Origin of the sequence: Aquicella siphonis (genome assembly GCF_902459485.1) — a bacterium.
Taxonomy (GTDB): domain Bacteria; phylum Pseudomonadota; class Gammaproteobacteria; order DSM-16500; family DSM-16500; genus Aquicella; species Aquicella siphonis.
In genome coordinates, this window is the sequence record NZ_LR699120.1 from 88,150 (window position 1) to 109,233 (window position 21,084).

The window sequence follows — 21,084 nt, forward strand, 5'->3', positions numbered from 1 at the left end:
ATGCCTTACCAAAGAATTCTTGTTGCAGTGGACGGAAGCGCGACATCACAGACGGCATTGAAAAATGCGGTTGTGTTGGCGAATGCCTTGAAAGCAAAGCTGCGCGTTATTCATGTGGTTGATGAATACCTGGGTTATATCGATGGATTGTCATTCGATCTGGATCAGTATATTCAGTCAATTCGACGTCATGGTGAACTGGTGCTGGCCAAGATGCGGGAAATAACAAATAAGGCTGGGGTTGAAGCCGAGTTTGACATGCACGAAATTTCAGAAGCACCAGCCCGGATACCGGAGCGCATCGTTGAAGACGCGAACCAGTGGAAAGCGGATTTGCTTGTCATAGGCACGCATGGCCGTAGCGGGCTAGGACGATTAATTTTAGGCAGTGTAGCCGATGCGGTCATTCGTCTGGCCCATATTCCCGTGTTGCTGACTCGCGGCGATGAAAATGAATAATCATATTTTTGCATAGCAGACAGGAGCAGCGTATGAAAAATCGACAGCTAGGCAGTACGCAGGTAAAAGTGGCAGAAATCGGGTTGGGATGCATGGGCATGTCGGAATTTTACGGCAGCACAGATGTCAATGAATCCATTGTGACGTTACATCACGCACTGCGGCTAGGAGTCAATTTTTTTGATACGGCTGATATGTATGGAATGGGTGCAAATGAAGAGTTGCTCGCCAAAGCATTCAAGGGTCAATGGGACAAAGTGATACTGGCGACCAAATTTGGTATTGTCCGTGATCCCGGGCTTCCCCAGGGCAGAACCGTGAATGGCCGTCCTGAGTATGTCAAGACAGCCTGCGATGCCAGTTTGAAGCGTCTTGGCGTTGATGTGATCGATCTTTATTATCTTCATAGAATGGATCCCAATGTACCCATAGAAGAGACCGTGGGAGCCATGGCTGATTTGGTGAAAGAAGGAAAAGTCCGTTACTTGGGATTGTCTGAAATCAACGCAGATACGCTTGAAAAAGCCCATCGCGTACATCCGATTTCAGCGCTACAATCAGAATATTCGTTGTGGTACCGGGAGCCGGAAAAAGCCGTTATTCCATTATGTGAAAAATTGCGTATCAGCTTTGTGGCTTATTCACCGCTTGGCAGAGGATTTCTCACAAACAAGATCAATGCACTCTCCGACCTGGAAGAAAATGATTATCGAAGAAGAATTCCACGATTTCAGGACAAGAATTTTAATATCAACCATCATCTGGTCGAGAAATTAAACGAGATGGCGATCGAAAAAAAATGCACGCCCGGGCAATTGTCCTTGGCATGGATTTTGGCGAAGTCCTCCATCATCATTCCCATTCCAGGGACCAAGCGGCGTTCCTATCTGGAAGAAAACGTCACTGCTTCACAAATTCAGTTAAGTCTGCAGGATATGGAAAGACTGGATAGCCTGTTTACGCCGGAAGCCGTATCGGGCGCACGTTACCCCGAAGCCATGATGCAGTTCGTGGGCGATCGTTAAAACGGGTTTTGTGGCGGTGTGAAGCCGGGAAGTGTCACGAACATTTTTCGGATAAGACACCGGATTGGCTGGAACGGCTTTTCAGGGAACGAGGGAAAGACGCGGGGGGATGCGCGGATTGCCCATGGGACTGGAATTGGAAACAGTTTGCAGGTATTATGCAGAAAATCGAAGCAGCTAATTGTTAGTTATTACAACAACTTGTATGAAGGTGCTCCTTGTGAAGACACGCTATTTCACCGCTTGCCTGGCGCTGATTGTCAGTTCATCTTTGTTTGCCCAGAATCTGCCTGAAACAAATGCTGGACGATATTTCGAAACGATCAAAAGCGATTCGCAAAAATTGCGAAGTTTTCTTGCCTCAATGCCCAAGGGTGGTGATTTGCATAATCACGAATCCGGAGCTGCTTATGCCGAAAACTTGATCCGGTATGCTCTCAAGGATAACTTGTGTGTCGATCCGATTACCTTCGCAGTGACTGATAAACGGGATTGTGAGCCGGCGAACAGGCTGGATAATGCGATAAGAAATCCACGTTATTACGACAGCATCATCGATGCCTGGTCCATGCGGCATTTTATTCCGCAATTCAGCGAATCCGGGCATGATCATTTTTTTGCGACATTTGGAAAATTCAGCGCCATTACCAATAATCACCGTGGCGAGATACTCGCGGAAATTGCTGAGCGCGCCGCGTCTGAGAATGAATCCTATCTGGAACTGATGGTCACGGCGGATGGTAATGAGTCTGGCCGCCTAGGCAAGCAGTTGGGATGGGATCCGGATTTTTCCCGGATGCGAAACCGGCTGCTGGCGTCAAATTTCACCAAAGTTATTGATGATATAACGCTTTCCCTGGATCAGGACGAGGCAAAAATGCGTTCTCTCCTCGCGTGTGATTCCACTAATCCCCAGGCAGGCTGTGAAATAAAAATTCGTTATTTATATCAGGTTCTGCGCGAACAACCCCCTGAAATGGTGTTTGCGCAATTGCTTGCTGGATTTGAGGCGGCCCGCCGTGACAAGCGCGTGGTGGGTGTCAATATGGTGCAGCCGGAAGACGGCGTTATTTCAATGCGGGATTATGCTTTGCATATGCGGATGGTGGGATATTTGCATGAGATATATCCGGACGTGCGAATCAGTTTGCACGCGGGAGAATTAAATCAGGCGCTTGTTCCGCCTGCGGGGCTGAAATTTCATATCCATGACGCCGTTGAAATGGCTGGAGCAGACCGTATCGGCCATGGCGTTGATATTCAGCAGGAAGATAATGCTGAACAATTGATGAAACGCATGGCTGAAAAGCATACGCTGGTCGAAATAAATCTTAGCAGCAACGCCGAGATTTTAAACGTGGAAGGGAAAACGCATCCATTGCCTTTATATTTGCGTTATGGTGTTCCGGTTGCTCTGTCAACAGACGATGAAGGCGTCAGCCGCAGCAATCTGACCAGGGAATATTTGCGCGCCGTCACAACGTATCAATTTGATTACCCAACGATCAAACAGTTTGCGCGTAACAGTCTTGCTTATTCATTTCTTCCAGGAAAGGCTTTGTGGCAAGATCATGCTTATCAGCGGCTCGCGGCTGAATGCATGAATGATGTCCCTGGAGCGGATACGGTTTCACCCGCTTGCAACGCCTATCTGGATTCTAATGAAAAGGCAAAATCCCAGTGGGATCTGGAAAGAAAGTTTACTGTGTTTGAAAGCCATTATTAACTATTAACCAGGAAAGCCAGGCGTAGCGTGCCGCCGGAATGATTCAATTATTCGATGATAAGATTACGTAATATCACGTTGCGCCGGGGCCAGCATGTTTTGTTGCAGCATCTGGACTGGATAATTTACCATAAACAACGCATAGGCATTATTGGAGCCAATGGCACCGGCAAATCCAGTCTGTTTTCACTGTTGTTGAAAGAATTGCAGCCGGAAGACGGCGAAATCGAAATTCCCAAACAAGTCAGACTGGCGCACGTCGCGCAAGAAACTCCCGCGTATGCCATGCCCGCGCTGGAATTTGTTTTGGACGGAGACAGCGAGTTAACATCGTTGCAGCTCGCGCTCTCACATGCCGAAAAAGAACACGATGGCGAGCGTATCGCCATGCTGCACGAAAAACTGGCTGTGATAGACGCTTATTCCGCGCCTGCACGGGCGGCGCAATTGCTGGATGGACTGGGATTCAATCCGGCAAGCCAGACAAAACCAGTCAGCGCGTTTTCCGGCGGTTGGCGCGTCAGGCTGAATCTGGCAAAAGCCCTGATGTCACGCTCGGATGTGTTGCTGCTGGATGAGCCCACCAACCATCTGGATCTCGATGCGGTCTTATGGCTGGAGCAATGGTTGGAACAATATCATGGCACCTTGTTACTCATATCGCATGACCGCGATTTTCTCGATCATATAGTCGACCATATTGCCTATGTATCACATCAGAGTCTGACACTTTACACGGGGAATTATTCTTCATTTGAAAAACAGCGCGCGGCTGAACTGCAGGTTCAGCAGGCAACCTATGAAAAACAGCAAAAACAGCTTGCACATTTACAATCATTTGTCGACCGATTTCGGGCAAAAGCCACCAAGGCAAAACAGGCGCAGAGCCGGCTGAAAGCAATTGAACGCATGGATCTGGTTTGTGCGGTACAAACCGAGTCGCCGTTTCATTTTCAATTCAGAAATGCGGAACAATATCCCAATCCACTTTTAACACTCGAGAAAGCCAGCATCGGCTACGACGACAAGATCGTATTGGGCAATATCAATCTGAGTATTACTCCCAAAGACCGAATTGCGATATTGGGCCCAAACGGCGCAGGCAAATCCACGCTGATTAAACTGCTATCCGGCGAGCTGACTCCAGCGAAGGGCCGATGTGAAAAAAGCGCGGGACTCAAAATCGGATATTTCGCTCAACACCAGGTGGATGAACTGGAACTGGGTGATAATGCGCTATTGCATCTGCGCAGACTGGCTGGCAAGGCGACAGATCTGGAGCTGCGCGCATTTCTTGGCGGGTTTGGATTCAGCGGCGATAAGGTGCTTGAACCTGTCAGGAATTTTTCTGGCGGCGAGAAGTCGCGTCTTGCGCTGGCGCTGCTGGTATGGCAGAAGCCAAACCTGTTGCTGCTGGATGAGCCCACCAACCATCTGGATCTGGAGATGCGTAATGCCCTGAGTCTGGCTTTGCAGGAATATGAAGGTGCCATGCTGCTGGTAAGCCATGACCGGTTCCTCGTGCGAACAGCAACAGATAAGCTGGTGCTGGTTGCGGACGGCAAGTTGGAAGACTTTGATGGCGATTTGAACGATTATCAAAAATGGCTGATTGAATACAGAAAGCAAGCTGTTGAAGCGGCCGCACCGGAAAAAATCAAGACGGAAGTTTCGAAGAGAGAACAGCGCCAACTTGATGCCAGACAGCGGGATATGCGCAGGCCGTTGTTGCAAAAAATAAAACAATTGGAATGTGATCTTGAAAAACTGCAAAAAGAAATCTTGGATAACGAAGCTGCGCTTACGGATTTGACGCTCTATGAGCCGAAAAACAAGGAGAGACTGCAAGCTTATCTTATCAAACAGGCGGCGTTGAAAAAAGACATGCAGACGCTTGAAGAAACATGGCTGCAAGCATGTGAAGAAAGGGACAATACAGTATGACTAACCTGGTCACACTGGATAACGTGTCATTGGCCTATGGTCTGGATGCGTTGCTGGATGATGTCAAATTGCAGATAGGCAAGGGCGAGCGTGTGTGCCTGATAGGAAGAAACGGCGCTGGAAAATCATCTTTGCTGAAAATTATTGAAGGCACATTAACGCCGGACAGAGGCTCTGTCTGGCGCAAGCCCCACTTGCGGTGCGCGCGGCTTGCCCAGGATTTGCCTCTTAATCTGCAAATGAGTGTGTATGAATTCGTTTCAGAAGGATTGTTGGAGACCGGACAGCTATTAGCCGAATATCATGCGCTTACTCATAGATTGGGACAGGGACATACGCAGTCTGAATTCGCACAGCTTGAAAAAATTCAACACCAAATCGATGCGCTCAACGGCTGGGAATTTGAAAACAATATCAATAGTATCCTGAGCAGGCTGGAACTGGATCCGGACAAACGATTGACTGACTTGTCAGGCGGATGGCTGCGCCGCGCCGCGCTGGCAAAATCACTGGTTGCGGCGCCTGATTTGCTGCTGCTTGACGAACCCACCAATCATCTTGATATCGAAGCCATTCAGTGGCTGGAAGAGCAGTTACTAGCTTCAGGCTGCGGACTAGTATTCATTACACATGATCGTGCCCTGCTGCAACGCCTTGCCACCCGCATCATTGAACTCGACCGCGGACACCTGACATCGTGGCCGGGCGACTATAAAAACTTTCTCCGCCGAAAAGAAGAAATGCTTCATGCTGAAGCAAAACAAAATGCTGATTTCGATAAAAAGCTGGCGCAGGAAGAAATCTGGATACGGCAAGGAATCAAGGCGCGGCGTACCCGTAACGAAGGGCGGGTCAGGGCGCTGGAAGCCATGCGCCGTCAGCGCGGCCAGCGCCGTGAAATCCAGGGCAAAGCGTCTTTCAATGTGAACGAGGGCGACAGATCAGGCCAGCTCGTTATCGAAGCATATGACATAAGCCATGGTTTTGATGAAAAACCGGTTATTCGAAATTTTTCCATACGTATCATGCGGGGAGACAGGCTGGGTTTAATCGGCCCTAACGGGGTGGGAAAAAGCACCTTACTCAATCTTCTCCTAGGCAAAATCACGCCACGTCAGGGAACGGTCACGCTGGGCACGAAGCTGCAAATTGCCTATTTTGACCAGCAGCGGCGTTCTCTCGATCCGGAAAAGACAGTGATTGATAATGTGCTGGAAGGCAGCGAGTGGGTGGAGTGCAATGGTCACAGGAAACACATCATGAGTTATCTGACTGAATTCCTGTTTACTCCCCAGCGCGCGAGAACGCCAGTAAAGGCGTTGTCTGGAGGCGAGTGCAACAGGCTGCTGCTTGCGAAACTTTTTAGCAAACCAGCCAACCTTCTGGTCATGGATGAGCCGACCAATGATCTTGATATTGAAACACTGGAACTGCTGGAAGAGTTGCTAAGTGATTATCAGGGCACTATGTTGTTAGTCAGCCACGACAGGGCGTTTCTGGATAATGTGGTGACCAGCTTGCTGGTTTTTGAAGGCGACGGCAGGATACAAGAGTATGTGGGCGGGTATAGTCAATGGAGGCAACAGCAAAAAAATATCCAGTCAGGTGAAAAATCATCCCTGATCAGGCCGGATACAGGCAAGGCTGCCTGTACACAAATCCGGCAATCGAAAAAATTAAGCTATAAAGATCAGAAGGAGCTGGACGGGCTGCCAACATTAATTGAGAATTTGGAGTCAGCCCAGCATAGGGTTCAAGAAGAAATTAATCATCCGGATTTTTACAAACAAGACCAAAAGACAGTTTCTGAAACTCTCAATAAACTCAATCAGCTGGAATCAGACCTGGAAAAAGCGTACCAACGCTGGGATGAACTTGAAAGTCTTGTAAGATCGTTGCAGCGGGATTCTTAACGTTTTGTTAAGCATTGATTGATAACATGGAAGCTGATCGAGTAAAGAGTGCAAGTGTGATAACACGACCATCCTGATAACTGTGTTTACGTTAATCGCCTTAACGTGGTGTTCGTCCTGATATCGTATAAAGTGGACATTATAATATACCATTAGGCTAACATGGAGGAGCAAGAGATGGTAAGTCGATTCGATAACGACAGTCTGAAGGAAAGTGCTGAAGCAAAATATAAAATATTGGCAAACAAACTATCCAATGCGCATTCGGTGGAAGCACAGGCCGCTTTACAGGCGCTAAGAATCCGGTTATTAAGTCTGATGAGCCATAAGTATTCGGTTGAGTTATTCAAGCTGGAGCTGCTGAATCTAAATGACCTGGATCGTGCAGACACTTTGGAAAAAGCAACGGACCTGGTTGATCAATATACCGCCATAGCCAATTTTTATGACGCAAATTACAAAACATTTTCCTGGATGGCCAAGGAAAGATTTTTTATTGATCATATGAAGGGCGGTAACCTGGAAGCCTGGAATGCATTATTATCGCGAACCATCAGTTACAAAAACCTGAACAGCGCACAATCAACCACTTTTGTTCTGCAAGTCCTTGCCGGAGTTCCCGCGAGAAAAGTTGCAAAAGATGTTGCGGCGCCGGCAATGCCGTTTCAATCAGAGAAGGTGACTCGTGTCTCTTCGTCACATCTGGGTGCGGCCGCAGCAAGCTGTGATAAATACAGACCTAGAGTTTCGTGCGAATTAGAACATGAAACAAATAAACCGCTTTCATCCGCACTGAAAATAAAATGAATTGAAGCATCTATATTTCAATAAGCTTCCTCGTGATGTATGTGTTTTTGAAAATCCATGATTGAATGACGGCAACGGGCATGCATGGTTCAATAAAGACACGGTTTCTGTCAATAATAACCTATACTGATTGAGCCATCAGAAGTCAATTCACTTGCCAGATGTGCCATTTCCATCGCCGTATCAACGGCATCTTTTCCCTTATGACCATGAGTCCCGCCTGCGCGGTCTAGTGCTTGCTCATCATTTTCCGTGGTCAAGATGCCAAAAATGACCGGTATGGAATAATCAAGCATGACACGCTGGCAGCCTTGGCTGACTTGCTGGCATACAGAATCGTAATGACTGGTTTCGCCGCGAATGACAGCGCCTAAACAGATGATGGCTGAATGGCGGCCTTTTTTCGCTATCAATTGGGCTGCGAGGGGGATTTCCACGGCGCCGGGAACCCTGATTACAGTAATATCGCTGTCTTGTATCTTTTTTTCAGCCAATCTTTCTAACGCGCCCTTTAATAATTTTTCAGTAACATGTTCATTGAAACGGCTCACAATAATGGCATATCTATGTTCTTTCATGGCTGCTCCTGGAGAAGAAGAGAATTTGATTTTATTGAATTTTTGATCAAGTCATGGTCATATTGATATCATGATTGAGCTTGGCTTTTTTTGTTTGAAGATAGAACTGATTGTGTTGGTCCGCAAATGCCGGCATGTGTATTCTTTCAACGTGTTTGATTCCATATTTTTTCAAATCCCTTACTTTGCCGGGATTGTTTGTCATCAAGCGGATTTCATTGATGTTCAGATTTTTAAGAATGTTTGCTGCTATGTAATATTTTCTGGAATCAACCGGCAGCCCCAGTTTTTCATTTGCCTGCACCGTGTCGTATCCCTTTTCCTGTAAAGCGTAGGCGCGAATTTTATTGAATAATCCTATGCCGCGTCCTTCCTGATTCAGATAGATAAGAACTCCGCCTTCATCGCTGATGCGCTGCAGGGAATATCGTAATTGCTTGTTGCAATCACACCGCCGGGATGCGAATAAATCTCCGGTGAAGCAGGAGGAGTGTATTCTGACCAGCATCGGCTGTTGCGAAGGCTTGCTGTCATTCATCAAGACGACATGTTCACAGCCGCTGTATTTTTCCTTGTACACACTCATCTGATAATTGCCATATTCATCGAGCAGAAACGAAGCGGAAGCTTCTTCCGCCAGCAGGTTCTCATGGTGTATGCGGTACGTCATGATATCGTCGATCGACAGTATGGCAAGCTGATGCCGGTTTGCGAAAGCGCTTAACTGGTCTCCTTTTGACATCGTTCCGTCCGGGTTCATGATTTCACACAAGACAGCCGCCGGTTTACAGCCTGACAACCTGGCCAGGTCCACAGCTCCTTCCGTATGCCCCTGCCGTTCAAATACCCCGCCGTCTTTTGCCTGTAACGGGAATATGTGCCCGGGCTTGACCAGGTCATGCGCAAAAGCACGGGATTCCATCATTTTTTTGATCGTTACCGTTCTGTCATGTGCTGAAACGCCAGTGGTAATACCTTCTCGCGCGTCTACTGATATGGTGAAGGGTGTGCCGCGCATACTGGTATTTTGATCGTGCGAGATCATGAGCGGCAGATCCAGCTGCCTTAACTGGGTTGCCAGCATGGCAACACAAACGATGCCGCTGCCGTTACGAATCATGAAATTCATGGATTCGGTGGTCACGTGTTCAGCGGCGATGATGAGATCGCCTTCATTTTCACGTTCAGAATCATCCGTCAGAATGATCATCTTCCCCTTTTTGAAGTCGCTTAAGGCTGATTCGACGCGTTCAATGGCTGATAGCATGTTTGTATGCTCCTAACATTTTCTCTACGTATTTTCCAAGGATATCGACTTCGATGTTAATCTTGCTTCCAACGGTATATTGATGGGCGATAGTGACTTCACGGGTATGTGGTATCAAGGTGACGGTAAACCAGGTGTTCGCAGCCTGTATAACAGTAATGCTCATGCCGTCCAGCGTGATGTATCCCTTGTTAACGATATATTTTGCCAAGATATCAGGAAGACTGATTTTGACCATCAGCGCATCGCTGTCATCATGGGCTAGCTCCATAATCTGTCCGGTTCCGTCAACATGGCCTTGCACCACATGTCCGCCCAATCTGGAGTTCAACTTCAGCGAACGCTCCAGGTTGACCGCGCTGCCTGATATTAATTGATCCAGGTTGGTGAGTCTCAGTGTTTCCGGGACGGCGGTTACATTGAATCCTGATGAAGTAAAACCGGTAACAGTCAAGCAAACGCCATTGACAGCGATACTTTCACCAATAACGATGTCATTAAACGGCAACGAGGGCGAGATGGTGAAATCCTTGCACCCGCCGGATGTAACCAGGCGGGATATTTCTCCCGTGGTTTCCACAATTCCGCTAAACATCACAGTGCTCCTTATAGTCAGAAGTAATAAAAATATCTTTATCTAATGTTGAGACCTTGAATTCATCCAGGAAGCGCTTATTTTTTAATGAGCCAATTACAGCGGGGGCGAGATAAACGTGTATTTTATTCACCAGGTTTTCATGAAAAAAATGTTCGTGAACGGTCATGCCGCCCTCAACGAGAAGGCTGGTGATTTGTCTTCTGCCAAGCTCGCTCATGAGAGAATGCAAATCGACTTGATGACGTGAGTTTGCTGGTAAAACCAGAACTTCCACATCTTGTTCACGCAGGGAGGCGATATGATGTTGATCCGCGTCCGGTGTGGTTGCCACCAGGGTTTTTCCGGGAAGACGCGGGTCGAATAGGTTCAAATCTAGGGGCAGGCTGCCCTTGCCGGATAACACGATTCGTAATGGATGCCGAACAGGAAGTCCTGTTTCTGGTGAATACCTCACCGTTAAAAATGGATTATCCTGTCGCGCGGTATTCGCGCCGATCAAGATGGCGTCAACCTGTTGTCTGAACTGATGTGAATGCTGTCTTGATGCCTGGGAGGAAATGTCACGGCTGTCGCCAGAGGCAGTAATCGTTTTCCCATCCAGTGACATCGCCCATTTGGCGATTACGAATGGGCGGTTATGTTTCATGTAATGGAAAAATATTTCGTTTAAGCCGAGTGCTTCCTTTTCCATCAGCCCGGTCTCAACCTGTATGCCCGCGGCACGCAATTGCGCAGCGCCGGCGCCGGAGATCAGAGGATTGATGTCCGTGCAGGCGGCATACACCTGTTTAATTCCAGCCTGAATGAGTGCGGTCGTGCAGGGCGGGGTCTTGCCATGGTGGCAGCAAGGTTCCAGTGTTACATAGGCGGTGGCGCCCTTGGCCATGCTGCCCGCCTGCTGTAAAGCCATTATTTCCGCATGCGGGCCGCCTGCCTGCTGATGGAATCCTTGGCCAACGATCTGTCCCTGACTCACGATCACACAACCAACCATTGGGTTGGGCGAAACAGTGAGACGGCCTTTTTCGGCCAGACGCAGAGCCAGCGACATGAACTCGGAATGTGACATGATATATTCAAGCCTTTGTTTAATATGTTTTTTCTCAGGGCTTGATCGACCAGGCAAAGTACGATGGCAAGGCGGTGAGGATGACCATGGGCCATCGCTGTCCGCGCCTGCGCTCTTGCTCATAAGCAGGTTTATCTTCTTTCATCCGGACTGTACCGTCGGCTTTGGAATCACACCAAATCTGCTGACCTTCTTCATTAGAAAAAGCGCTCGCGGGCTTTCTTACTTGGCGCATACGAAGTAAAATTACCGCCGGTAGGGAATTGCACCCTGCCCTGAAGATATGGGCTAGAAGTTAATCCCGGCCGTGTTAAAAGTCAATCCTTGATTGACGGAGCTCACGAAATGAGCTTGCTCCATCGCGGTTTCCTCATTCCGGCTTTCCGGATTACCCAGGATCAGCTCATGACCGGTATTGATAGCACATAGCAGATTGATGCTTGGAATAGGCGGTATTTACAAAATCATCAGAGGTGTTGATCATGGCTCGTGTGCCTGTTAAATGGGGTATTCTTGGAACCAGCATGATTTCTGCGACGATGGCGAAAGCCATTCGGGAATCATCAATCAGCGAATTATATGCGGTTGGAAGCCGGTCTTTGAAAACTGCCATGGACTTTGCCCATACACATAATATTCCCCGCCACTATTCATGCCATCAGGATGTACTTGATGATCCTGAGGTGGATGTCGTCTATATTGGGTTGCCAAACCACTTGCATAAAGAATGGATTGTGCGGTGTGCCGCCTCCGGAAAACATATCTTGTGTGAAAAACCCTTCGTGACCCGTATCGATGATGCGCGTACCGCGTTGGCAGCCGTTCAAACACACGGCGTGTTTTGTATGGAAGCGCTCATGTATCGCTGCCATCCCCTGATAAACAAATTGAAGGAAGTGGTTTCAAGTCATGTTTTGGGCAAAATCACGTTGTTTAACGCTGTCTATATGGCAGACATTGTCGATTTGGCTAATCCGGTCGAAGGCGGTGCCATTCTGAATCTTGGTTGTTATCCGGTTTCTCTGATACGCTTGCTGGCCGGAAGCGCGCAAGGAAAAAGCATGGCGGAACCTCTGGAAATCACTTCACTTGGAAGAGTCAGCACAACTCGGAATGATAACCAGGGCAGCCTGTTGATGAAATTTGAGAATGACATGCTGGCAATGGTGACAGCGGCGGATGACATCAGCATGTGCGCGCGTTTCGAAATTATCGGAACGAAGGGGTCTTTACGTCTTATCTCCAATCCCTGGCTGCCTGACCGTACAGAAAACAGTTTTATTATTCATCATTACCAGAACGGCGAAACTGTAAAAATCAATGTGACTGCTGAGCGATCATTATATACTTATCAGATTGATGCCGTGAGCCGGCATGTTCTTGACGGCGCAGATCAATGCATGTCCATGTCGCGGCAAGATACGCTGGGGAACATGATGGTACTGGATACCTGGCGGCAACAAATAGCGCGCGGCACACAACCAGCAGATAATCAGATCATGGAAAGAATCGCATAGGAAACAATATGAGAAATATATTTACCGAACATCCTCACAGCATAGGCGAAAGCTACTTTCAGCATATGAAGTTTGCAACACTGTTTGGGATCAAGATGATAACTGGAGGACTGGCGTGCATCATACACGCTGTTTTGCCGTTTCTCTTTCAAAAGACAGGCAGCAAAATGCTTTTGGGAATGACACGGCACTTTGTCGAGCGCATGCCGTCTATCGATGGGAATGTGACAGACTTGTTCCATATCATAGAAAGAAAGAAGGCTGGCACACCGGTTTCGCTGTCCAAAGAGAACAAGGCGCAGCTCATCAAGTCCTGAATGGCGTCAGGATCTGTCCAGGGAGCTTGGCCGCGTATTGTTTGCGGTCGCATCCGGAATTTTATAACAGCAATTTTTAATGATGAAGTCAGATGCTTATGATACCAGGACAATCCGCCGTAGTCTGGCCGCCACAGTATAAAGTCAGAAGGCACCGGCTGGCGCGACGGGTGAAAATGAGGGCCAGCCATCATGACGGCCTGGAAATTACCGTTCCGCCGAGTTTTAATTTGCATGAAATTCCGCGCATACTCGAGGAAAATAAATCCTGGATTATTAAACAGATCGCGCTTTCGCAGGCAACAGTACCGCCGACGCTAATGAGGCCTGATCATGTGGAATTTAATGCTCTAAATGAGCTATGGAAGATCCATTATGTCGCGTGCCAATCCAGGCTTGAAATCATTCAACGTCCTCATCGTGAAATCGTTCTGACCGGGAAAATTCATGAAACAACCCAATGCAGGAAGAAGCTCATTGCATGGATAAGAAATTACTCGCGTGATTATCTCATTTCCCAGTTGGAAACGCTAAGTTTAGTAACGGGTATGGAATATGCAAGCGCTGCGGTGCGCGATCAAAAAACGGTATGGGGAAGTTGCACGTCAAAAAAATCAATCAGTCTGAATTATAAACTGGTTTTTCTTCCGCATCGGTTATTGCGCCATATCATCATTCATGAACTCTGTCATACGAAATACTTGAATCATTCAAGACGTTTTTGGAACCTGGTCGGCGAACATGATCCGGATTGGAGGTCGCATAAACTGGAATTACGGTCAGCGGACCGGTTTATTCCGGGATGGCTATAAAAGCCGGCGCAAAAGACGCCGGCTGTTCATGCGGCGGAAGATCTTGATTTGCAGAGTAAAGCCTTACGGACAATTCTATTCTGGTGTTTGTCAGGGAAGTTCATGCCGGTTTTTTTTCAATGACCCCGCACGCAATGCGCGCTCCTCCGCCACCCAGTTTTTCCGGCTTATCCGAATAATTGTCTCCGCCGGCATGAATCATGATGGCATGTCCGAGGATCTGGGACAGTTTGAAACGCGGCGCCAGCGTCGGGAGGGTCGCTGTTCCATCATTGTTGACAATTAATACTGGCAAATCCCCCAGATGCCCATGCTTGCTATAAGGACCATTATGTTGATCTGAATTGGCAGGATCCAGATGTCCACCCGCCGCTTTCCCATTATCAGCACAAGAAGGATTAACATGCACATGGAATCCATGCACGCCGGGCGGCAAACCCTTCAGATCAGGAGTCAGTAACACCCCGCAAAAGGAGTCTTCGGCAGTAATGCTGCCTATATTTTGCACTTTCCCGCTGGTGGCATTGAATAATTCTATCGGGATGGTCACGCTCGCGTGGGCGAGGTTGACACCCAGTACAGCCAAAACGCCAAACATCAAATGTGAAATTTTTTTTCCTGGCATGGTAATATCTCCCTGATTCTATCAGCAGTGTAGGAACCAATATGAATGAACTCTGCAACCTGTTTCAAAAAGTCTGACAGCAAATGCATGCCGGGTTTTGAAGCGGGTTTCAGCCTAGCTTAGCTTATGTATATGCAATCATAAACCAAAAGTTCCATGCGGGACATTTGATCTTTAAGGAAAATATTCATATGGCAGAACCCGAATCAAACAATACACCTGATGAAAAATGCTGTGCGCACTCAAGCCATCATCACAAACATCATTCACCTTCCGCCTCACCGCCAGGGAAACAATCTCTTCGCGGCGATAAACAAGCTTCCTATACTTGCCCCATGCATCCGGAAATCATTCAGCAAGGACCAGGCTCGTGCCCGATATGCGGCATGTCATTGGAGCCGATGGCCGTGTCCGCGGGTGAAGAACCTAATGAAGAACTAATGGATATGTCCTGGCGGTTTTGGCTGGGCGTGGTATTCACTGTTCCCATCTTTTTCCTCACCATGGGCGCGGATATACCGCTGCTTTCCAACTGGGTACGCGCCATCCCCCCCGGGGTATCTTCCTGGGCTCAACTGATTCTTGCAGTCCCGGTTGTGTTTTATTCCGCCTGGCCTTTGATGACCAAAGCAGGACAATCGCTGATAAGGTTCAGCCTGAATATGTTTACCTTGATTGCGCTAGGTATTGGCGTGGCCTTTGGTTACAGCGTGATTGCCGTGATATTTCCAGGCTTGTTTCCGCCCGCGTTTAAAGGCATGCATGGCCAGGTCAATTTGTATTTCGAAGCCGCGGCAGCCATCACGGTTTTGGTCTTGCTTGGCCAAATCATGGAAATAAAAGGAAGAGAACGGACTGGCCTGGCTTTGCGTGCGCTGCTTGACCTGACCCCGAAACTGGCCCGCAAAATCATGGCGGATGAAAGTGAAGTGGATGTTCCTCTGGGAGAAGTGCATGTGAATGACAGGCTGCGGGTTCGTCCGGGCGAAAAGATTCCAGTGGATGGCGTTATTGTTGAAGGCTCCAGCGCAATTGACGAATCCATGATTACCGGCGAATCGCTTCCGGTTGAGAAAGCAAAAGATGCCAAGGTCATAGGCGGGACAGTAAATTTGACCGGAACTTTCATCATGCTGGCGCAGCACGTGGGCAGCGAAACGATGTTGTCGCAGATTGTGCAGCAAGTGGCGGAAGCACAACATTCTCGTGCTCCCATTCAGCGCCTGGCTGATTCGATTTCCGCTTATTTTGTGCCGGCAGTGATAGGTATCGCGGTAATCACTTTCTTCGCTTGGACATTGTTTGGCCCCGATCCCGCGATGACTTACGGATTGGTTTCCGCCATATCGGTTCTTATTATCGCCTGTCCCTGTGCCGTGGGGCTTGCGACTCCCATGTCTATTATGGTGGGTATGGGCAGAGGCGCGCAGGCTGGAATCTTGATCAAAAATGCTGAAAGCCTGGAAAGATTTGAAAAAGTCAGTGTGCTTGTCGTCGATAAAACCGGGACATTGACACTGGGCAAGCCTCAGATTAACAAGACTGTTCCCATGACCGGATATTCAGAATCCGACTTGTTATTTTACGCGGCCAGTCTGGAAAGTCATAGCGAACATCCGCTGGCTGGAGCCATTTTATCCGCCGCAAAGACCCGAAATATAACCATACAGAGGCCTGATCAATTTCATGCCGAGGTGGGCAAGGGAATTATCGGGATGGTCGATCAAAAGCGAGTCGCCTTAGGGAATAACAAGTTGCTGGAAATGCTGGGCATCTCGCAAGGTTCCATTCAAGAGCCAGCGGAGCAGCTGCGCCGTGACGGCGGCACAGTCATGTTCGTGGTGGTGGAAGACCGTATCGCAGGTTTGATCAGCGTCGCAGATACCATCAAGCCCACTACGCCCGAAGCATTGAATGCCTTACGCGACGAAGGCCTGCAAATCATGATGGTAACGGGTGATAATGCCACCACCGCTGCCGCGATTGCGGACAGATTGAAGATTGCGTCTTTTGAAGCTGATGTGCTTCCTCATAAGAAAACGGAAGTCATCAAGCGATTGCGCGATGAGGGAAATATCGTGGCCATGGCAGGGGATGGGATCAACGATGCCGCGGCACTGGCGGAAGCAGACATCGGCATTGCCATGGGAACAGGCACGGATATAGCCATGCAAAGCGCAAACATTACTTTGGTGAAAGGAGATTTAACCGGGATATCGCGCGCGCGCAAGCTCAGTCAGCATGTCATGCGTAACATTCGTGAGAACCTGTTTCTGGCTTTTATTTATAATGCATTGTGTATTCCGATTGCGGCAGGCGTGTTGTTTCCCTGGACCGGAATGTTATTAAGCCCCATTTTTGCCGCGGCGGCCATGAGTCTGAGTTCGGTGTCTGTTATCCTGAATGCTTCCCGTTTGCGGAAAATTCGTTTGCAATGATGGCTGACCAATGGGTCAGCAGGAAAGAGATGAAACATGACAGGGTGGACATTTCATGAGCGCGACTTATGCTTACCGCTGGACGCAGAAAATTCCGGTATGCCTGCTACGCTGGATGATTAATTTTTGGCCTCCTTATCTGGGTACCGGAATCTGGATTGAAAAAATTACCGATGATTTTCGCACAATAACAGTACGCATGAGTTTGCGCTGGTATAACCGCAATTATGTCGGCACCCATTTTGGCGGATCTATGTATGCCATGACAGACCCGTTTTATATGTTGATGCTGATTAAAAATCTGGGCGAGAATTACATCGTCTGGGATAAGGCGGCTTATATAGAATTTAAAAAGCCCGGGAAAGACACTCTGCGCGCGACTTTTGCCTTTACTAGGGAAGAAATTCAAGCTATCAGGCACCAGGCGGATATGAATGAAAAGTTTGTGTTTGATCGTCCCGTGGATTTGTTTGATCAGGAAGGCAGAATTGTTGCCAGAGTGGTCAAAACGTTATATGTACGAAAAAAATGAAGTGACTTATAATATGAGTTCTGTCTCCCATTCATGGGAAATGATAATGCACAAGGCGATGAGCGTTTTGTGTTTGGGTTGGGAATGACAGGGCAGTGTTTTCAAAAGTGGAATGATGATTCATTCTTGTTCCTAATAATTGATAAAAGAAAGATCCGGCAAGAGGAGAATGTGATGGCATTACGTTACTGGGCTTTTATTTACTTGTCACCTGGTTTTAATCATGAAAAAGATATCGATGAAATGAAGTCCGACCAGACGCGAGTCAAAATCATTGGCATTGATATGAATCATAAAGAACATGTAATTGAGGTAGCAAAAAAACTGGTGGAAGAAGGGGTGCAGTGTATCGAGCTGTGCGGAGGTTTTGGACCTGTCTGGATTAGTCAAGTCATGGAGGCCATTAATCATGCTGTCCCGGTGGGCGGGGTTTTTTATGGCCCTGAAGCGAGAAGGCCCATGCTGGACATTCTAAACTCACCCTGATTGAAGGGAGGGGACAAGCTGGATAGCGGATTGCAATTGTTAATGTGAAACAGGCATTAAAATGAAAATCTTGATTGTGTATGCTCATCCCGAGCCAAGCTCATTTAACGCTGCGCTCAGAGATATGGCTGTGCGTACGATGGAATCCATGGGCTTTGAAGTCAGGATTTCTGATTTATACGCAATGAAATTCAATCCGGTTGCCAGCTGGAGTGATTTCAGGAACGGCCACGATCTGTCATCCCGTCAGTACGGGATGATACAGCGTGATGCCTATTTGAATGATCTTTTAAGCAATGACATCAAGGAAGAACAGAGCAAGCTGGCCTGGTGTGATAGCGTACTATTGCAATTTCCTCTATGGTGGTTTGGAATGCCAGCCATTTTAAAAGGATGGCTTGATCGCATATTCACTGCGGGTTTTGCTTTTGACAAGGATAAATGGTTCGACAGCGGTCTGTTGAAGCCCAGGAAGGTTTTGGTATCAGTCACCACGCAGTCACCGGAAAGTGCTTACCAAGAGAGCGGCATACATGGCAGGATGGATCAGTACCTCAAGCCCATTCATCATACATTCCGGTTTGCCGGCATTTCACCTTTGTCACCATTTATTGCATACGGTGTTATGAATATGGATGATCAGGCTAGGCGCGGAGTATTGCAAGACTATCATGATCATCTGATCAGATTTTTGAAAAAACAGGTTTCCATCAATCCGGATTCATGATGGGACTCGCCAGACCGGCAGATTTTTCATATGACACGCCATCATAGGGAGACAATCATGTTATTAAAAGGATCTTGTCACTGCAAAGCGGTGAGATTTGAAGTCAATTCCCATACGCCTTATCCATTCATGCGGTGTTATTGTTCCATTTGCCGCAAGACCGCGGGTGGAGGTGGGTATGCCATCAATATCATGGGGCAGGCTGATAGTCTTAAAGTCATTGGAAAACAATATGTGAAAGTTTACCACGCCATATTGGGACGAACCCGGGAAAACCGGCCCAAACGAAGCACAGGTCGCCGGCATTTTTGTCAACGCTGTGCCAGCTGTTTGTGGATTTCTGATCCTGCCTGGCCTGATCTTGTTCATCCTTTCGCGTCAGCGATTGATACGCCCTTGCCCATTCCGCCTGAACGCGTTCACATCATGCTCGATTATGCGGCTGGCTGGTGTGATATTCCCAAAGGCAAAAGAGAGGTGTGTTTTGCGCGATACCCAGAAGAATCAATCGCGGAATGGCATGAACGGCATGAATTATATGAAAAGTAAAATTCCTCTCCATTAAATGATTTCAACTTCACGCCGGCAACACGCTATAATCCTGCGAATTATCGCGCAGACAGCCGCCTGCCGCGGTTCGAGCCAGATGATTGAGGATGAAGACAATGCGTAATTATCTATTGGCTATTGATCAGGGTACAACCAATAGCCGCGCAATTATTTTTGACCGCCGCGGCTGCTTGATCAGTCAGCATGAAATGGCCTTGCGGCAGACTTTCCCCAGGGATGGATGGGTTGAGCAAGATCCACTCGAGATGTTCGCAAATACAGTGGAGTGTTGCCGCGCAGCGCTAGGAAAGGCAAATCTCGATGCAGATTCCCTCGCCGCCGCCGGCATATCGAATCAGCGTGAAACCACAGTCATCTGGGACAGGATAACCGGAAAACCCGTCTATCCTGCTATTGTGTGGCAAGACCGCAGAACCAGTGAAATGTGCAGGCAGTTATCAAAAACATTCTTGCAAGAAATGGTCTATCACAAAACCGGATTATTACTGGATCCCTATTTTTCTGCCACCAAGATTGTATGGATACTGGAGAATGTCCAAGGCGTCCGCGAACGGGCAGCAAAGGGTGACTTGTTATTCGGCACAGTGGATACATTTTTGTTGTGGCAATTGACGCATGGCAAATCGCATGCGACAGATGCGACAAATGCTTCCAGGACATTATTGTTTAACATACATGATCAAACCTGGGATGACGAGATTTTGAGAGCATTTAATATTCCTGCTGTCATGTTGCCTGTTGTGAAAGACAATACCGCGGATTTTGGCGACATTCATGGCTCTATTCTTGGGAAAAGCGTTCCGGTTACCGGAATGGCGGGCGATCAGCAGGCAGCGACGATTGGGCAAGCGTGTTTTCACTCCGGCATGGTAAAAGCCACTTACGGCACGGGGTGTTTTATGTTGTTGAACACAGGCGACAGAGTCATACAGTCAAATAACAAGCTGCTTTCAACCATAGCGTACCGCATCGATCATCACGTGACTTATGGTCTGGAGGGAAGCATTTTTTCCGCGGGTGAGACGGTGAAATGGCTCAGAGACACACTTGGGCTCATTACCCATGCCGCTGAAACTGAAGCGCTCGCAAAAAAAGTTCATAGTACCGAAGGTGTGTATTTAATACCGGCGTTTACAGGCCTGGGGGCGCCTTATTGGGATCCGGATGCCAGAGGCGCCTTGTTGGGTTTGACGAGAAGCAGCGGCAGAGAACATGTTGTGCGGGCTGCGCTTGAAAATGTCGCCTATCAGACCCGGGATCTGCTTGAAGCCATGAAGTCAGATTGTCATTCCGGGTTGAATACACTGCGAGTGGACGGAGGGATGGCGGCGAATAACTGGCTCTTGCAGTTTTTGTCCGATATCCTCAATTTACAAGTGCATCGTCCGGTTTGCATCGAAACAACCGCGCTGGGAGCTGCTTATCTCGCCGGATTACAGGCAGGATTATATCAGTCTCTGGATGATATTTCCAAAATGTGGCAAATGTCGGCGTCATTTGTCTCCCAAATGTCAAAAACCGAGCGTGACAAGTTATACCTGGGCTGGCGTAACGCCGTTAATAAAGTGACGCGAGCCGGGGCGTTTTCCCTAGACCAGAAATAACAGGTTCCGATATTTGCTCGAACGCCATTTTGTGCTAAGTTACTAGGTTGAATCAGCATGGATTGCAAAT

20 protein-coding genes and 1 riboswitch are annotated in these 21,084 nt (G+C 48.0%); of the genes, 15 read left to right on the plus strand and 5 right to left on the minus strand.

The window, feature by feature from the left end:
* The 6 genes from AQULUS_RS11590 to AQULUS_RS11615 all read left to right on the plus strand — a co-directional run bounded on the left by AQULUS_RS11590 (nucleotide 1) and on the right by AQULUS_RS11615 (nucleotide 7,874).
* The gene (locus AQULUS_RS11590; RefSeq protein WP_148340430.1) at nucleotides 1-459 is read left to right on the plus strand and encodes a universal stress protein; all 459 of its coding nucleotides are present in this window, start codon (nucleotides 1-3) and stop codon (nucleotides 457-459) included.
* Between the two features lie 32 nt (nucleotides 460-491).
* The gene (locus tag AQULUS_RS11595) at nucleotides 492-1,484 is read left to right on the plus strand and encodes an aldo/keto reductase (RefSeq protein ID WP_148340431.1); all 993 of its coding nucleotides are present in this window, start codon (nucleotides 492-494) and stop codon (nucleotides 1,482-1,484) included.
* A 220-nt stretch (nucleotides 1,485-1,704) separates the two neighbouring features.
* Nucleotides 1,705-3,210, plus strand: coding sequence for an adenosine deaminase family protein (locus AQULUS_RS11600; protein ID WP_172622863.1), 1,506 nt, complete (start codon nucleotides 1,705-1,707; stop codon nucleotides 3,208-3,210).
* Nucleotides 3,211-3,264: 54 nt separating this feature from the next.
* Nucleotides 3,265-5,154, plus strand: a complete 1,890-nt coding sequence (locus AQULUS_RS11605; protein WP_148340433.1) for an ATP-binding cassette domain-containing protein — start codon at nucleotides 3,265-3,267, stop codon at nucleotides 5,152-5,154.
* On the plus strand, nucleotides 5,151-7,067 hold the full coding sequence (gene uup / locus AQULUS_RS11610) for an ATP-binding cassette ATPase Uup (protein ID WP_148340434.1): 1,917 nt from the start codon (nucleotides 5,151-5,153) through the stop codon (nucleotides 7,065-7,067). Before AQULUS_RS11605 ends, uup begins: the two co-directional genes overlap by 4 nt.
* A gap of 177 nt (nucleotides 7,068-7,244) precedes the next feature.
* Nucleotides 7,245-7,874, plus strand: coding sequence for a hypothetical protein (locus AQULUS_RS11615; protein WP_148340435.1), 630 nt, complete (start codon nucleotides 7,245-7,247; stop codon nucleotides 7,872-7,874).
* Nucleotides 7,875-7,984: 110 nt separating this feature from the next.
* Here the strand turns inward: AQULUS_RS11615 and ribH are convergent, their stop codons facing one another.
* From ribH to ribD, 4 genes are read right to left on the minus strand one after another with little or no spacing between them, the layout of a single operon-like run.
* Nucleotides 7,985-8,452: a 6,7-dimethyl-8-ribityllumazine synthase gene (gene ribH / locus AQULUS_RS11620; protein ID WP_148340436.1), complete on the minus strand. Its 468-nt coding sequence runs from the start codon at nucleotides 8,450-8,452 to the stop codon at nucleotides 7,985-7,987.
* Nucleotides 8,453-8,498: 46 nt separating this feature from the next.
* A complete protein-coding gene (gene ribB, locus AQULUS_RS11625) occupies nucleotides 8,499-9,719 on the minus strand; it encodes a 3,4-dihydroxy-2-butanone-4-phosphate synthase (protein WP_148340437.1) in 1,221 nt (406 codons plus the stop codon).
* Nucleotides 9,703-10,314, minus strand: a complete 612-nt coding sequence (locus tag AQULUS_RS11630) for a riboflavin synthase (RefSeq protein WP_148340438.1) — start codon at nucleotides 10,312-10,314, stop codon at nucleotides 9,703-9,705. The genes ribB and AQULUS_RS11630 overlap by 17 nt, the downstream gene beginning before the upstream one ends.
* Entirely contained in the window at nucleotides 10,307-11,386 is a 1,080-nt protein-coding gene (gene ribD / locus AQULUS_RS11635) for a bifunctional diaminohydroxyphosphoribosylaminopyrimidine deaminase/5-amino-6-(5-phosphoribosylamino)uracil reductase RibD (protein WP_148340439.1), read from the minus strand. Before ribD ends, AQULUS_RS11630 begins: the two co-directional genes overlap by 8 nt.
* A gap of 129 nt (nucleotides 11,387-11,515) precedes the next feature.
* Nucleotides 11,516-11,673, minus strand: a riboswitch (FMN riboswitch).
* 195 nt (nucleotides 11,674-11,868) lie between these two features.
* Between ribD and AQULUS_RS11640 the strand changes: the two genes are divergently transcribed.
* The 3 genes from AQULUS_RS11640 to AQULUS_RS11650 all read left to right on the plus strand — a co-directional run bounded on the left by AQULUS_RS11640 (nucleotide 11,869) and on the right by AQULUS_RS11650 (nucleotide 14,032).
* Nucleotides 11,869-12,903 (plus strand): Gfo/Idh/MocA family protein, encoded by a 1,035-nt coding sequence (locus AQULUS_RS11640; RefSeq protein ID WP_148340440.1) that lies wholly within the window; start codon nucleotides 11,869-11,871, stop codon nucleotides 12,901-12,903.
* An 8-nt stretch (nucleotides 12,904-12,911) separates the two neighbouring features.
* The gene (locus tag AQULUS_RS11645; protein ID WP_148340441.1) at nucleotides 12,912-13,220 is read left to right on the plus strand and encodes a DUF6356 family protein; all 309 of its coding nucleotides are present in this window, start codon (nucleotides 12,912-12,914) and stop codon (nucleotides 13,218-13,220) included.
* Between the two features lie 92 nt (nucleotides 13,221-13,312).
* On the plus strand, nucleotides 13,313-14,032 hold the full coding sequence (locus tag AQULUS_RS11650) for a M48 family metallopeptidase (RefSeq protein ID WP_148340442.1): 720 nt from the start codon (nucleotides 13,313-13,315) through the stop codon (nucleotides 14,030-14,032).
* Nucleotides 14,033-14,132: 100 nt separating this feature from the next.
* Here the strand turns inward: AQULUS_RS11650 and AQULUS_RS11655 are convergent, their stop codons facing one another.
* Nucleotides 14,133-14,657 carry a superoxide dismutase family protein gene (locus AQULUS_RS11655; RefSeq protein WP_148340443.1) on the minus strand — a complete coding sequence of 175 codons (525 nt, stop codon included), beginning with the start codon at nucleotides 14,655-14,657 and terminating at the stop codon, nucleotides 14,133-14,135.
* 191 nt (nucleotides 14,658-14,848) lie between these two features.
* Between AQULUS_RS11655 and AQULUS_RS11660 the strand changes: the two genes are divergently transcribed.
* From AQULUS_RS11660 to glpK, 6 genes are all read left to right on the plus strand, one after another.
* Nucleotides 14,849-17,095: a copper-transporting P-type ATPase gene (locus AQULUS_RS11660; RefSeq protein ID WP_148340444.1), complete on the plus strand. Its 2,247-nt coding sequence runs from the start codon at nucleotides 14,849-14,851 to the stop codon at nucleotides 17,093-17,095.
* Between the two features lie 55 nt (nucleotides 17,096-17,150).
* Nucleotides 17,151-17,627: a DUF4442 domain-containing protein gene (locus AQULUS_RS11665; protein WP_148340445.1), complete on the plus strand. Its 477-nt coding sequence runs from the start codon at nucleotides 17,151-17,153 to the stop codon at nucleotides 17,625-17,627.
* Between the two features lie 174 nt (nucleotides 17,628-17,801).
* The gene (locus tag AQULUS_RS11670) at nucleotides 17,802-18,113 is read left to right on the plus strand and encodes a DUF6506 family protein (RefSeq protein ID WP_148340446.1); all 312 of its coding nucleotides are present in this window, start codon (nucleotides 17,802-17,804) and stop codon (nucleotides 18,111-18,113) included.
* Nucleotides 18,114-18,174: 61 nt separating this feature from the next.
* Nucleotides 18,175-18,840, plus strand: a complete 666-nt coding sequence (locus tag AQULUS_RS11675) for an NAD(P)H-dependent oxidoreductase (RefSeq protein ID WP_148340447.1) — start codon at nucleotides 18,175-18,177, stop codon at nucleotides 18,838-18,840.
* A gap of 57 nt (nucleotides 18,841-18,897) precedes the next feature.
* The gene (locus AQULUS_RS11680; protein ID WP_148340448.1) at nucleotides 18,898-19,389 is read left to right on the plus strand and encodes a GFA family protein; all 492 of its coding nucleotides are present in this window, start codon (nucleotides 18,898-18,900) and stop codon (nucleotides 19,387-19,389) included.
* Between the two features lie 116 nt (nucleotides 19,390-19,505).
* Entirely contained in the window at nucleotides 19,506-21,014 is a 1,509-nt protein-coding gene (gene glpK / locus AQULUS_RS11685) for a glycerol kinase GlpK (protein ID WP_148340449.1), read from the plus strand.
* Nucleotides 21,015-21,084 lie beyond the last annotated feature (70 nt).

What these genes read in the sequence shown, in the direction of transcription:
- ribD (WP_148340439.1), bottom strand. Translation starts at nt 11,386, where the DNA reads ATGTCACATTCCGAGTTCATGTCGCTGGCTCTGCGTCTGGCCGAAAAA.
- AQULUS_RS11595 (WP_148340431.1), top strand. Translation starts at nt 492, where the DNA reads ATGAAAAATCGACAGCTAGGCAGTACGCAGGTAAAAGTGGCAGAAATC.
- AQULUS_RS11645 (WP_148340441.1), top strand. Translation starts at nt 12,912, where the DNA reads ATGAGAAATATATTTACCGAACATCCTCACAGCATAGGCGAAAGCTAC.
- AQULUS_RS11605 (WP_148340433.1), top strand. Translation starts at nt 3,265, where the DNA reads ATGATAAGATTACGTAATATCACGTTGCGCCGGGGCCAGCATGTTTTG.
- ribH (WP_148340436.1), bottom strand. Translation starts at nt 8,452, where the DNA reads ATGAAAGAACATAGATATGCCATTATTGTGAGCCGTTTCAATGAACAT.
- AQULUS_RS11675 (WP_148340447.1), top strand. Translation starts at nt 18,175, where the DNA reads ATGAAAATCTTGATTGTGTATGCTCATCCCGAGCCAAGCTCATTTAAC.
- AQULUS_RS11615 (WP_148340435.1), top strand. Translation starts at nt 7,245, where the DNA reads ATGGTAAGTCGATTCGATAACGACAGTCTGAAGGAAAGTGCTGAAGCA.
- AQULUS_RS11590 (WP_148340430.1), top strand. Translation starts at nt 1, where the DNA reads ATGCCTTACCAAAGAATTCTTGTTGCAGTGGACGGAAGCGCGACATCA.
- AQULUS_RS11640 (WP_148340440.1), top strand. Translation starts at nt 11,869, where the DNA reads ATGGCTCGTGTGCCTGTTAAATGGGGTATTCTTGGAACCAGCATGATT.
- AQULUS_RS11660 (WP_148340444.1), top strand. Translation starts at nt 14,849, where the DNA reads ATGGCAGAACCCGAATCAAACAATACACCTGATGAAAAATGCTGTGCG.
- AQULUS_RS11655 (WP_148340443.1), bottom strand. Translation starts at nt 14,657, where the DNA reads ATGCCAGGAAAAAAAATTTCACATTTGATGTTTGGCGTTTTGGCTGTA.
- ribB (WP_148340437.1), bottom strand. Translation starts at nt 9,719, where the DNA reads ATGCTATCAGCCATTGAACGCGTCGAATCAGCCTTAAGCGACTTCAAA.
- AQULUS_RS11670 (WP_148340446.1), top strand. Translation starts at nt 17,802, where the DNA reads ATGGCATTACGTTACTGGGCTTTTATTTACTTGTCACCTGGTTTTAAT.
- AQULUS_RS11680 (WP_148340448.1), top strand. Translation starts at nt 18,898, where the DNA reads ATGTTATTAAAAGGATCTTGTCACTGCAAAGCGGTGAGATTTGAAGTC.
- uup (WP_148340434.1), top strand. Translation starts at nt 5,151, where the DNA reads ATGACTAACCTGGTCACACTGGATAACGTGTCATTGGCCTATGGTCTG.
- glpK (WP_148340449.1), top strand. Translation starts at nt 19,506, where the DNA reads ATGCGTAATTATCTATTGGCTATTGATCAGGGTACAACCAATAGCCGC.
- AQULUS_RS11665 (WP_148340445.1), top strand. Translation starts at nt 17,151, where the DNA reads ATGAGCGCGACTTATGCTTACCGCTGGACGCAGAAAATTCCGGTATGC.
- AQULUS_RS11650 (WP_148340442.1), top strand. Translation starts at nt 13,313, where the DNA reads ATGCTTATGATACCAGGACAATCCGCCGTAGTCTGGCCGCCACAGTAT.
- AQULUS_RS11630 (WP_148340438.1), bottom strand. Translation starts at nt 10,314, where the DNA reads ATGTTTAGCGGAATTGTGGAAACCACGGGAGAAATATCCCGCCTGGTT.